This is a genomic window from Enterococcus asini ATCC 700915, assembly GCF_000407365.1.
Lineage (GTDB): Bacteria > Bacillota > Bacilli > Lactobacillales > Enterococcaceae > Enterococcus_C > Enterococcus_C asini.
The window spans coordinates 194,235-206,461 of record NZ_ASVU01000001.1 but is presented as its reverse complement, the minus strand read 5'-3'; the positions used below and the strand labels follow the sequence as shown (position 1 = coordinate 206,461).

Annotated in this window: 13 protein-coding genes; 8 read left to right on the top strand and 5 right to left on the bottom strand. The window is 45.4% G+C overall.

Features of this window, described 5'->3' with window-relative positions; genetic code table 11:
* The first annotated feature begins 126 nt into the window (after window positions 1-126).
* Genes I579_RS01050 through I579_RS01035 form a run of 4 tightly spaced genes read left to right on the top strand, consistent with a single transcriptional unit; the run spans window position 127 to window position 3,948 of the window.
* Complete coding sequence (locus I579_RS01050) at window positions 127-1,218, top strand: ABC transporter ATP-binding protein (RefSeq protein WP_010753058.1); 1,092 nt, start codon at window positions 127-129, stop codon at window positions 1,216-1,218.
* Window positions 1,219-1,229: 11 nt separating this feature from the next.
* Window positions 1,230-2,039, top strand: coding sequence for an ABC transporter permease (locus tag I579_RS01045; protein ID WP_010753059.1), 810 nt, complete (start codon window positions 1,230-1,232; stop codon window positions 2,037-2,039).
* Entirely contained in the window at window positions 2,036-2,878 is an 843-nt protein-coding gene (locus tag I579_RS01040) for an ABC transporter permease (RefSeq protein WP_010753060.1), read from the top strand. The genes I579_RS01045 and I579_RS01040 overlap by 4 nt, the downstream gene beginning before the upstream one ends.
* Window positions 2,875-3,948: an ABC transporter substrate-binding protein gene (locus I579_RS01035; RefSeq protein ID WP_010753061.1), complete on the top strand. Its 1,074-nt coding sequence runs from the start codon at window positions 2,875-2,877 to the stop codon at window positions 3,946-3,948. The genes I579_RS01040 and I579_RS01035 overlap by 4 nt, the downstream gene beginning before the upstream one ends.
* Window positions 3,949-4,020: 72 nt before the next feature.
* Here I579_RS01035 and I579_RS01030 read toward each other — a convergent pair whose 3' ends face one another.
* The 4 genes from I579_RS01030 to I579_RS01015 all read right to left on the bottom strand — a co-directional run bounded on the left by I579_RS01030 (window position 4,021) and on the right by I579_RS01015 (window position 8,520).
* Window positions 4,021-4,527, bottom strand: a complete 507-nt coding sequence (locus I579_RS01030) for a cysteine hydrolase family protein (RefSeq protein WP_010753062.1) — start codon at window positions 4,525-4,527, stop codon at window positions 4,021-4,023.
* On the bottom strand, window positions 4,524-5,636 hold the full coding sequence (gene ald / locus I579_RS01025) for an alanine dehydrogenase (protein ID WP_010753063.1): 1,113 nt from the start codon (window positions 5,634-5,636) through the stop codon (window positions 4,524-4,526). Before ald ends, I579_RS01030 begins: the two co-directional genes overlap by 4 nt.
* Before the next feature lie 106 nt (window positions 5,637-5,742).
* Window positions 5,743-6,459, bottom strand: a complete 717-nt coding sequence (locus I579_RS01020) for a C39 family peptidase (RefSeq protein WP_010753064.1) — start codon at window positions 6,457-6,459, stop codon at window positions 5,743-5,745.
* Between the two features lie 126 nt (window positions 6,460-6,585).
* On the bottom strand, window positions 6,586-8,520 hold the full coding sequence (locus I579_RS01015; RefSeq protein ID WP_010753065.1) for an ABC-F family ATP-binding cassette domain-containing protein: 1,935 nt from the start codon (window positions 8,518-8,520) through the stop codon (window positions 6,586-6,588).
* A 226-nt stretch (window positions 8,521-8,746) separates the two neighbouring features.
* On the opposite strand from I579_RS01015, the gene I579_RS01010 reads away from it, so the two are divergent.
* Entirely contained in the window at window positions 8,747-9,391 is a 645-nt protein-coding gene (locus tag I579_RS01010) for a redox-sensing transcriptional repressor Rex (protein WP_010753066.1), read from the top strand.
* A 40-nt stretch (window positions 9,392-9,431) separates the two neighbouring features.
* Here the strand turns inward: I579_RS01010 and I579_RS01005 are convergent, their stop codons facing one another.
* On the bottom strand, window positions 9,432-9,791 hold the full coding sequence (locus I579_RS01005; protein WP_010753067.1) for a thioredoxin family protein: 360 nt from the start codon (window positions 9,789-9,791) through the stop codon (window positions 9,432-9,434).
* Window positions 9,792-9,958: 167 nt separating this feature from the next.
* On the opposite strand from I579_RS01005, the gene I579_RS01000 reads away from it, so the two are divergent.
* From I579_RS01000 to miaA, 3 genes are all read left to right on the top strand, one after another.
* Window positions 9,959-10,480 (top strand): hypothetical protein, encoded by a 522-nt coding sequence (locus I579_RS01000; RefSeq protein ID WP_010753068.1) that lies wholly within the window; start codon window positions 9,959-9,961, stop codon window positions 10,478-10,480.
* Window positions 10,481-10,566: 86 nt separating this feature from the next.
* The gene (locus I579_RS00995) at window positions 10,567-11,313 is read left to right on the top strand and encodes a glycerophosphodiester phosphodiesterase family protein (RefSeq protein WP_010753069.1); all 747 of its coding nucleotides are present in this window, start codon (window positions 10,567-10,569) and stop codon (window positions 11,311-11,313) included.
* Entirely contained in the window at window positions 11,310-12,227 is a 918-nt protein-coding gene (gene miaA / locus I579_RS00990) for a tRNA (adenosine(37)-N6)-dimethylallyltransferase MiaA (RefSeq protein ID WP_010753070.1), read from the top strand. The genes I579_RS00995 and miaA overlap by 4 nt, the downstream gene beginning before the upstream one ends.

Sequence of the window (12,227 nt, the reverse complement as noted above, 5' to 3'; positions counted from 1 at the left end):
CGTGAGGCTAACGTTATCTGAAAGATTTTTAACTTGTTTTTTTGAATAGAATCAGTATGCTTATAGAGAACCAAAAACCAACAGAAGGGCGCATTTTGTGCCGTCTGCAATAAGGGGAGGAGACAATTGGCAAAATCAATCATTTCATTTGAACATGTAACAAAACGCTACGAAGACACTGAGGATGCGGTCTTAAAAGACATCTGCTTTGACATTGAAGAAGGGAAATTCTATACCTTATTAGGTCCTTCTGGTTGTGGGAAGACCACGATTCTGCGGATTATCGCCGGCTTTTCAGAAGCTACGGCTGGGGACATTTATTTCGATGGTCAACGAATCAATGACATCCCCGCCAATAAACGGCAGGTGAACACGGTTTTTCAGGACTACGCATTGTTCCCTCACATGAACGTCTTCGATAATGTGGCTTTTGGCTTAAAGATTAAAAAGTTGTCCAAAGCAGCCATTCAAGAAAAAGTGATGGAAGCTTTGCGACTCGTACAATTAAAAGGGTACGAAAAACGGGAAATCTCGGAAATGTCCGGGGGACAACGGCAACGAGTGGCGATCGCTAGAGCCATCGTCAATGAACCAAAAGTCCTTTTACTAGATGAACCATTGTCCGCCTTGGATTTAAAACTGCGGACAGATATGCAATACGAACTGCGGGAATTGCAACAACGCTTAGGCATTACCTTTATCTTTGTGACCCACGATCAGGAAGAAGCTCTGGCCATGAGTGACGAAATTTTTGTCATGAACAAAGGGAAAATCGTTCAAAGTGGTACTCCGGTGGATATTTACGATGAACCGATTAACCATTTTGTTGCGGACTTCGTGGGTGAGTCCAATATTGTAAAAGGTACTATGATTGAAGACAACCTGGTGGAATTCGTGGGCAAACAATTCGTCTGTGTGGATGGTGGAATGCGTCCCAATGAACCGGTAGAAGTTGTCTTACGCCCAGAAGATTTGAATATTACCACAGCGGAAAAAGGCAAACTAGTGGTGAAAGTCGACACCCAACTGTTTCGTGGGGTGCACTATGAAATCATCTGCTACGATGAAGATGGCAATGAGTGGATGGTTCACTCCACTAGAAAAGCCAAAGAAGGCAGTCAGGTGGGCTTGTACTTTGAACCGGAAGACATCCACGTAATGCGTTTCAACGAGTCAGAAGAAGACTTCGACGCTCGTTTGGAAAGCTACGAAGAGTAGGGGGCGACGATATGACAAAAATGCGCCGTCTTTATTCGATCCCTTATGTGATTTGGCTTTTGCTTTTTGTAATCGCACCGGTTCTTTTGATTATCTATCAGTCCTTTTTTGATATGAATGGCAATTTCACCTTTGCCAATTACCAGACCTATTTAGCCAGTGGCAAATATTTGGCGATGACCGTCAACTCGGTTCTCTATGCCTTTTTGATTACGGTGTTGACCTTATTGATCAGCTACCCCACGGCTTACTTTCTGACAAAACTTAAGCACAAAGACTTGTGGCTGTTGTTGATCATCTTGCCCACCTGGGTTAACTTGCTCTTGAAAGCTTATGCCTTTATCGGAATCTTCGGGGTTCACGGTGGGATTAACAACTTTTTAGGACTCTTTGGCATCGCCCCGCGTCAGATTTTGTTTACTGACTTTAGCTTTATCGTGGTGGCTACTTATATTGAATTGCCTTTCATGATCATGCCGATTTTTAACGCCTTAGAAGAATTGAATCCGTCCTTGATTTTCGCCAGTCGTGATTTAGGAGCCAATAGCTTCGAGACATTCCGGCGGGTAGTCTTTCCACTATCTTTAAACGGAGTCAAAAGTGGCGTTCAGGCCGTTTTTATCCCTTCGCTGTCGCTCTTTATGCTGACGCGTCTAATCGGAGGAAACCGGGTAATTACCCTGGGGACGGCGATTGAGCAACATTTCCTAGTCACCCAAAACTGGGGTATGGGTTCCACAATCGGTGTGATTTTAATCATTGCCATGTTTGTGGTCATGCTCTTAACCGGTGAAAAAAGTAAGGGAGGTCGTCGTCCATGAAAAAGAAATTTGCTTGGTCGAAATTGTACCTCGTGGTCTTTTTCGTCTTGTTATACATTCCGATTTTTTATCTGGTGTTTTACTCCTTTAATGCCGGGGGCAATATGAATTCCTTCACGGGCTTCACTTTTGAACACTACCAAGCCGTTTTTGAAGACACCCGCTTGATCATCATCGTTTTAAATACCTTCATGTTGGCGTTCTTATCCGCTTTATTGGCGACGATTATCGGTACTTTTGGCGCCATGGGGATTTATTACACTAAGCGCCGGCGCACTAGAAACGCGTTGCTGTCTTTTAACAATATCTTGATGGTTTCTCCGGATGTTATTATCGGTGCCAGTTTTTTGATTTTCTTCACTTTGGTAGGTTCCGTGGTAAAAAGCTTCCAATTAGGCTTTACCAGCGTGCTTTTGTCTCACGTAGCATTCTCGATTCCCATTGTGGTCTTAATGGTCTTACCGAAGCTCCAAGAGATGAATGACTCCATGGTGGATGCCGCAAGAGACTTAGGAGCAAATAATTTCCAAGTCTTGCGCCACATTATTCTGCCGTTTCTGACACCGGGAATTATCGCTGGTTACTTTATGGCCTTTACGTATTCCTTGGATGATTTTGCTGTGACTTTCTTTGTCACAGGAAATGGCTTTAGTACTTTGTCAGTGGAAATTTACTCTCGGGCTCGACAAGGTATCAGCCTAGAAATCAATGCCTTGTCAACCTTGGTCTTCCTATTCTCCATGGTACTTGTTGTCGGTTATTACTTCATCAGTAAGGAAAACCGCAAGCGTCCAGGAAAAGGCCGACGGAAGGGAATGGAGGTGCCAGAAATTCGATGAAACGATTGCAATCATTGATTATCGGCATCGTCGCCATCATCTGTGTGCTCCTTTTTGCTGTGAAACAATTGGAGCATGCCACCGGGATGGCCGGAGCGAAAATCGTCAATATTTACAACTGGGGAGACTACATCGACCCTGAGTTAATCGATAAGTTTGAAGAAGAAACAGGCTACAAGGTGAATTATGAAACCTTCGATTCCAATGAAGCCATGTTTACCAAGATTCAACAGGGAGGAACGGCTTACGACATCACCATTCCTTCCGAATACATGATTCAAAAAATGATGAAAGAAAACCTCCTAGTGAAATTGGACCACAGTAAGATCAAAGGTCTGGAAAACATTCATGACGACTTTTTAGATCTGAGTTTTGATCCTGGAAATCAGTATTCCATTCCTTATTTCTGGGGGACGTTGGGCATCGTCTACAATGACAAATTCATCAAAGACGGGGCGATTGCTTCTTGGAATGATCTGTGGAAGGAAGACTTCCGGGATTCGCTCATGGTTATCGACGGCGCCCGAGAAGTCATGGGCATTGGCTTACAAAGTCTCGGTTATTCTTTAAATTCAAAAGACCGTGGCCAGCTACAAGCAGCCTTTACCCATCTGAAAGACTTGACGCCAAACATCAAAGCCATCGTGGCGGATGAAATCAAGATGTACATGGCCAACGAGGAAAGTCCTTTAGCCATCACGTTCTCCGGGGAAGCCGCAGATATGATGTACGAAAATGAACATCTTCATTACGTGATTCCCGAAGAAGGCTCCAATCTCTGGTTTGATAATATCGTGATTCCTAAGACTGCTAAAAACATCGATGGCGCCTATGCCTTTATCAACTTCATGTTGGAACCAGAAAATGCCGCTCAAAATGCGGAATATATCGGTTACTCCACGCCCAATGAAGCCGCCAAGAAACTCTTGCCGGCCGAAATTTCTGGAGACACGCAATTTTATCCAACCGATGAAATGCTGACTCATATGGAAGTTTATGAAGACTTAGGACCTGAGTATCTAGGAATTTACAACGACTTGTTCTTAGAGTTGAAGATGTATAGGAGATAAGCAAATTCAAATTTCAATCAAATAGATAATCAAAAAAACTACCAGCGAGCAACATTCGCTGGTAGTTTTTTGTTAAACAAGTGTCAAGAAGCGTTGCGCCCAGATTCCTTCGTAAAAGCCAATGGTTTGTCGCGCACTCATAAAATCATTGTCGTAAGTGCTAGTGAGACTCTTTTCTAGAAATAGACGGTAGCCCAGCCCATGTGCCATTTTAATAGTGGCATCAATGCAGTATTCGGTTTGGGCACCACAGATTTCAATGGTTTGAACCTGATGCTTTTTTAAAATCAAATCCAAGTCGGTTTGATAAAACGAGTTTGCATGCTGTTTTTGAACAAAATGGGTACCTTTTTCTGTTTGTAGTTTTGGGATGAGTGACCAGCTTTGGGTATTTTTCACAAGGTCTGCATCATTGTGCTGAACGAAAATGATTGTACGCTTAGCCTTATGGTAGCACTCAATTTTTTGATTGACTCGGATAATCAGTTCGTCTAAATGATGCAACTGTGTTTCACCATAACAAACGCCATTTTGCAGATCGATGATCAATAGAGCATCGCATAATCCTGCCTCGTTCATAGCAATTGTTCCAATGAAGTGTAGGACATATCCAGATCTTCGGCCACGGCTTGTAAGGTTAGGTGCCCTTGGAAAGTATTGACACCATGACAAAGGTCTTGGTTTTCTCGCAAAACGTCGCTAATTGGTTGTTTGGCCAATTCTAAGATATAAGGCAAGGTGGCATTGCTCAGGGCATAGGTCGAAGTTTGAGGGACCGCTCCAGGCATATTGGCCACGGCATAGTGGATGACGTCTTCTCGAACATAAGTCGGCGCGTCATGGGTGGTCACGGTATCGCCGGTTTCAAAGATGCCTCCTTGGTCGATGGCGATGTCTACGATGACGGAACCAGGTTTCATTTGAGCCACCATTTCTCGAGTGACTAATTTAGGTGCTTTGTGTCCTGGCAAAAGGACGGCGCCAATCACGAGGTCTGCCACAGCCAATGATGTTTCCAAGTTGCTTAAATTCGAGGACAGGGTCTGAATCTGCCCGGAGAATTCGGACTCCAGTTCCTGTAGGCGTTGCAAGTTTGTATCTAAAACGGTGACTTTTGCTCCTAGTCCAAAGGCGATTTGCGCGGCATTGGTACCGGCGATGCCGCCACCGATAATGACAACTTCTCCTCGTTTCACTCCTGGAACACCGGCTAGTAATATGCCTGCTCCGCCAGAGGAACGTTCCAAGAAGCGGGCGCCGATTTGTGGTGCCATTCGTCCTGCGATGACACTCATGGGAGCAAGTAGTGGCAGTTGGCCGGTAGGAGTAGTGACATTTTCGTAGGCAATGGCATTGACCTTGCTGGCTAAAAGGGCTTCGGCTAAAGGTTGGTTGGCCGCCATGTGTAAATAGGTAAAGAGCAACAAGCCTTCCCGGAAGTATTGATACTCTTCTGCCAGCGGTTCCTTGACTTTTAACACCAAGTCACAGGACCAAACCTCGGTCGCTACCTCCTTAATGACCGCTCCAGCCGCTGCGTATTCCTGATCAGTAATGGCCGAACCAAGGCCGGCGCCAGCTTCCACCCAGACCTCATGACCTTGATTGCGTAATTCCAAAACGCCACTTGGGGGGAGGGCGACCCGATTTTCATTGTTTTTGATTTCTTTTAAAATTCCGATGCGCATCCAATCACTCCTTTATGATTAAGCCTTTTCTTTGTTACTAGTATAGCAAAGAAAAAAGCGTAAGCGAAAAAAATAAAAAACTGTCTAAAAAATAGACAGTTTTTTATTAGAGTGCTGTGTCTTTGGTAAAGGTCCAATAATGCTGGAACTGATCGACATACTCACTGGCGGCATACCAAGTGTAAGTATGAGATTTTTCCGGATCGTCATTAGGGTCTAAGATAGTCAAATGATCTTCTGTTGCTTGGTAATTTGCTAAAACCATAATGTGTCCATTGTCGGTGAATTCACCAGGGAGGGCGGAAACCACCACGGGGATGCCCTTTTCTAAGTAAGGTTGAGCCTTGGTAAAGTCGGCACCTAAATCGTGGTAGGTCAGATTGTTGGCCTGGGCAAAGTCAGAGAAAATCGACCAGTCGGTGCCAGAACCTGCCACGTAGTATTTCGCTTGGGCCCAATCGGTAATTTCACTCGGGGAGACGCTGCGTTTTTCATGATAGGCAAGCACCATGGCCAATGAAGCAGGGGCACAGCCGTTTTCGGCGATGCTCTGACCACCGTCGACGCCGTAGCTTTCGTTGGACCACCGTTCATCGGTTTGCAGTACCAAAGGGGTTTGAATGCCTTCCACTTTCAAGTAGTCGTTAGCCTCATCTGCGTACTCAGTTTTGGTCAAAGTGCTTTCGAAATACTCGTCATCGGTAAAAGACCCATGAAAAGAATTATAGGTGATTTGTTGCATACCTAAAATACCTAAGCCACTCGAAATCAAAGCCACCCCAAGGATGATTTTAAGCGGGTTTCTGGTGCGTTCGTTTCTCATGTTGCGCCTCCTTCGTCTGTGTAGTCAAGACTAGTTAACCAGATAAAGAGGCAAAATACATCAGACTAAAGGCGGATACTTGGGAAACTAAGCAAAAAACCTCGGCGCAATCACCGAGGTTTTTGGTTAGTTTTCGTATTCTTCTAGTTCCAGGCTAGCGGCTTCCCATTCTTCCAGCAGAGCCTCTTGTTTTTCTTGTGCTTCTTCCAGCTGTTGGTTTAATTCTGTCAAAGCTAGATGATCAGCTTGAATCTCTGGTTTCGCCATTTCGCTTTCCAATTGTCCCATAGTTTCTTCCAGTTTTGCCAAATCTTCTTCTACTTGGGTGACTTTCCGTTGCAAGCTACGCAGGAGTTTTTGCTGTTCCTTGCTGTTTTGGAAGCTTTGTTTGCCTTGGGAAAGAGTAGTTGTCGGCGCAGTCTCTTGAGCCAGCAATTCCTTTAGCTCTTCTTCTTCCTTTTTCTTTTCCAAGTAGTAATCGTAGTCGCCTAAGTACAACTTGCTACCTTCAGGGGAGAGCTCGACTACTTTGGAAGCCAGACGATTGATAAAGTAACGGTCATGGGAGACGAAGAGCAAAGTGCCTTCGTAATCGATTAAGGCATTTTCCAAGACTTCCTTATTGTCGATATCCAAATGGTTGGTAGGTTCATCTAGAATCAAGAAGTTTTCTTTGTTCATGGCCAATTTTGCCAAAGCGACCCGGGCTTTTTCGCCACCGCTTAAGAGGGCAATCGGTTTTTCCACATCTTCTCCGGAGAATAAGAACCCGCCTAAGACATTGCGAATTTCCACTTCCGGGGTAGTCGGATGCTCGTCCCAAAGTTCTTGGAGAATTGTTTTGCGTGGATTGAGTTCTGTTTGTCCTTGGTCGTAATAGCCGATGGAGACGTTGGTCCCTAGATGAGCACTACCTGCTAGAAACGGCAATTCACCGATTAAAGACTTAAGCAAGGTGGATTTGCCGATGCCGTTTGGTCCCACCAGTGCCACGGAGTCTTTGCGGCGGATGTCTAAATCAATCGGACTGGCTAAGACTTCTTTGTCGTAACCAATGGCGGCAGCTTCCACTTGGCAGACCACATTGCCAGAAGGCTTGTCGATATCAAAAAGAAAATGGACGGACTTTTCATCCCCTTGAGGCTTATCCATACGTTCCATTTTTTCCAATTGTTTGCGACGGCTTTGCGCCCGTTTAGTAGTGGAAGCCCGCACTAAGTTACGAGCCACAAAGTCTTCTAGTTTGTGGATTTCTTCCTGTTGTTTTTCGTAGGATTTCCACTCACTTTGCAACTGCTCCGCTTTTAAATCTAAGTAACGACTGTAATTTCCTTTATAGTGGCGCATTTTATGGCGACTGATTTCGTAGATTTCCGAGACGACTTTATCCAAGAAGTAGCGGTCGTGGGAAACAATCAACAGCGCACCGCTGTAGTTTTGCAAATAGTTTTCCAACCAAGACAATGTCTCGATATCCAAATGGTTCGTAGGTTCATCGAGAATCAAGATGTCCGGTTTTTGCAACAACATCCGGGCTAGGGCTAGCCGGGTTCTTTGACCACCGGATAGGGTATCAATGGTCTGGTTGTAAAAGCTCTCGTCGAATTGGAAGCCGTGAAGCACGGAACGAATCTCTGCTTCGTAGCCATACCCATTGGCCGCTAGAAAGTCGTGTTGTAATTGATCGTATTCTTTTAAGATCCGTATAGCTTCTGGGGTGTTCGGGGTGCTAGCAGCGATGGCTTGTTCTAATTCGGCCAGACGACGCTCTTGTTGCCTTAATGCGTCAAAGGCTGCGAGCATTTCTTCCCAAACGGTTTTATCAGAGGTCAGTCCGGTATCTTGGGCCAAGTAGCCAATGGTGGCCGTTTTGTTTTTGGCGATGGCACCTTCGTCAGGGGCTTCCAGCCCGGCTATAATTTTTAAGAGGGTGGATTTGCCGGCACCATTTCGTCCCACTAAACCGATGCGAGCATGGTCGGCAATCTCCAGCTGAATATTTTGGAATAACACCTCGGCGCCAAAGAGCCGGGCGATTTGATTTGCTTGTAATAAGATCATAGTCGATTTTCCTTGCTTGTGAAAAGTAGGTCAGACTCGCCTGACAACCGGTGTCAAAAAGCGGTCGACGCTCCCCGTTAGTCTATCATACTTTCCTTCCCGTTGCGATGGTCTTGCTTAAAAAGTAAAGCTTGTTGTCTAGTGAGCAAGGTTGTTGTTTTTTCACAAAATTACTGGTATGATTTCGACAGTTCGTAAGAGAAATTCACAAGCGGAGGTAGTACAATTGAAAGATCAAGTTATTCCGAAGGCGACAGCCAAGCGTCTGCCGCTTTATTATCGTTATTTACGTATATTGCATCACTCTGGGAAACAAAAAGTCTCATCCACAGAACTAAGCGATGCGGTTCAAGTGGACAGTGCCACGATTCGTCGGGACTTTTCCTACTTTGGTGAGTTGGGCAAGCGAGGATACGGCTATGATGTCGAAGCCTTGATGAACTTTTTTGCCAAGACGTTAAATGACGACCAAATGTCCAATGTGGCTTTAGTCGGCGTGGGGAATCTCGGCAGCGCCTTGTTAAAATACAAATTCCACCAAAGCAATAGTATCCGTATTAGCGCGGCTTTTGATGTGAACAAAGACATTATCGGCCGGATTTTAGACGGGATTCCCGTGTATCCTTTGGAAGACATGGCAGAACAAATTCGTCTGCAAGAAATCGACATTGCGATTTTAACGGTTCCCGCAGAACATTCCCAACCAATTGTGGATGAATTAGTCCGAGCAGGGATTAAAGGCATTTTGAACTTTACTCCGGCACGGCTTCATGCGCCAAAACAAGTCTTGATTCAAAATGTAGACTTGACCAATGAACTGCAAACTTTGATTTACTTTTTACACAGCAATGCTAACGTGGAAGCAGAATAACAGCACAAAAAAACTCGCCCTAAAATGCTAGGGCGAGTTTTTATTCTTCTGACGCAAAAAGTGCAGCGTAGTCCACGGGAGCACTGCCGGCTGCTAAGTAGTTTTTAACCTCGGTTTCCAGGCGGTTGAAGTCGATGAACCGGGCTTGGCGGTCGACTTCTTTGCCTTGGGCGTAGAGTAAAATGGCCGGAGCGGTTAAGACTTGGAAACTTCCGGCGACTTCAGGAAGTGCCGCAGCATCAAAGTGTAACAGTGGAATTCCGGTAGGGCCTAAGCGCTTGACTAGCTGAGGCTTTACGGAGACACAGACGCTACAATTTGGCATGGAAATATAGGCAATGGCTAGCGGGGCTTCTTGCAATTGCGTCAAACCTGTTTCAAAATCGGTTACGTTAATCATTCAATCACCTCGCCCTTACCATAAGCCCGGGACAGTGAGAAGTCAAAAAAGGTGCTTTCTTGTGTTTTCAAGGTGGGAGAGTCTACCAAATTCCTTGGGAAACTGCTACAATCAAAATAACAAACGAAACGACGGAAAACCCGTCTTAGGAATAAGGGAGACAGTTTATGACAGAGATTTGGATCGTGGGCTTGGCAGCTTTAGTAGGGGTGATGATTGGTGCGTTAATCGTGATTATCGCATTTAATTTACGGATTCGGTACGAGGAACGTCGGGATATTCGTCGGCGGATGTTGGAGCACAAAACCAAAGAAATCGAAACCGTACTTTTATTAAATCAAAAGATTCAAGAAGTCTTGCAGAAACGGGCGGCCACCATGTCTAGCTACGTGGGCTTTGATTCTTTGGATGACGTTTATATCACCATTGATGATTATGTCTTCTTGCAGTCATTTACCGCCCAGAATAATTTTTATTTACCTAATTACATCGTGGAAGAGTTTTTCAAGCAAATCGGCCAGCGCAAGGTCATCTTATCTCCCGAAGACACGGTAGCCATGGGTGGCTATGCATACAAAGGAGCCCGGAGTGTTTTAGAAGAATTCTCCGCTTCGCTTTTGTCTTTGGTCAATGAGCGGAAGGTTCAGTTGAAGAAGCTGGCCAATGAAGAACTTACGTATTTGAAATAAAAGGGGGCGGTGGCAAACAGTTGTCACCGTCCTTTTTCCTTCTCAGGAAAGAAAATGGTACAATGAACAAGATTGGAGTGGAAACAATGACACAAGTGGTAGCACATCGTGGCGCCAGTGGCGTTCGCCCGGAAAACACGTTGCCGGCTTTTTCCGAGGCGATTCGCCAAGGAGCCAATATTATCGAATTAGACGTCCATCTATCTAAGGACCAGCAGTTAATCGTTATGCATGATGAAGACGTGGATCGCACCACAGAAGGCAAAGGTTTGATTCGTGAACATACCTTAGCCGAGTTGAAACGCTTGAATGCAGGAAGTTGGTTTTCCGATCAATATTCTTCGACGAAAATCCCTACCTTGCAAGAAGTGGTGAATCTCTTATTGATTCGCAACTTTCGTGGGGCGTTGTGCATCGAGGTCAAGACGGATAAATACGAATACCCAGGCATTGAAGAACGCTTAGCGAAGTTCATGCAAAGCCAAGAATGGACGTTTTCATACTGGTATTGCAGTTTTAATATCAATTCCTTGGATCGTCTGTATGAACTGGATCCTGGAGCACAGTTGGACCTTATTTTAGGGACTTCCGAGGCCAAGGTTCAACAAGCTATTGATCGTGGTTATATTGAAGGAATTCATCCGAAGTTGGAATGGGCGGAGAAAAATGCCGGTAAGCTAGCGACCTTTCCATTAGCCGTGCGTCCTTGGACCGTGAACACCATGGTGGGAGTTCGCAGTTGTCTCAATCTAGGGGTAACCGGGATTATCACCAATTTTCCTGAAATGTGCTTTGACGGTATTAATGCCTTTCGACAGGAGAAAAGCAAATGAAGAAAGTCTTGGTGATTGCCGGACCCACCGGTGTAGGAAAAACCGCTTTAAGCATTCATTTGGCCCAGCGTTTTCAAGGAGAAATCATCAGTGGGGATTCCATGCAAATCTATCGGGGACTAGACATTGGCACGGCGAAAGTCACGGCAGCAGAAGCTCAAGGAGTTCCCCATTATTTGATTGACATTAAAGACCCGAGTGAGTCTTTTTCCGTGGCGGAGTTTCAGCGCTTGGCCCGAGAAAAAATTGACGAAATCACCAGTCGTGGAAAGTTGCCCATGATTGTGGGTGGCACGGGACTTTACATTCAGGCGTTGCTTTATGATTACGACTTAGGCGGCGCTCCTGAATCTGGGAACCAAGAACTGCGGGAGCACTATGCTGCTTTTGCCACAGAGCAAGGCAATCAAGCTCTATGGGAACTTTTACAAGAAAAAGATCCTCAAGCAGCCGAGAAGATTCATTTTAACAACCAACGGAAAGTCATTCGCGCTTTGGAAGTCTTGGAGCGCACCGGTCGCAGTATTTTAGCGCCGGAAAACGAACCCCAGAAGCGTTACGATGATTTCTTGATTGGCTTGACTACGGAGCGCAGTCTTTTGTATCAGCGGATTAATCAACGGGTGGAGCAGATGTTTGCTGCCGGGCTAGAAAAAGAAGCGGCTACTTTGCGAGATTTGCCAGACAGTCAAGCGGCAAAAGGCATCGGCTATCGGGAGTTCTTTCCTTATTTCACCGGTGAAGTGGACTTGCTCGCAGTCAAAGAAGCGATTAAGCAAGACTCCCGTCGCTATGCCAAGCGTCAGTTGACTTGGTTTCGCAATCGCATGGCGCCGCATTGGGTAGACCTAGTGCAAGAGCCGGAGCAACTTGCAACACTGGAAGCACAAATACACCAATGGTTGGAGGGATGA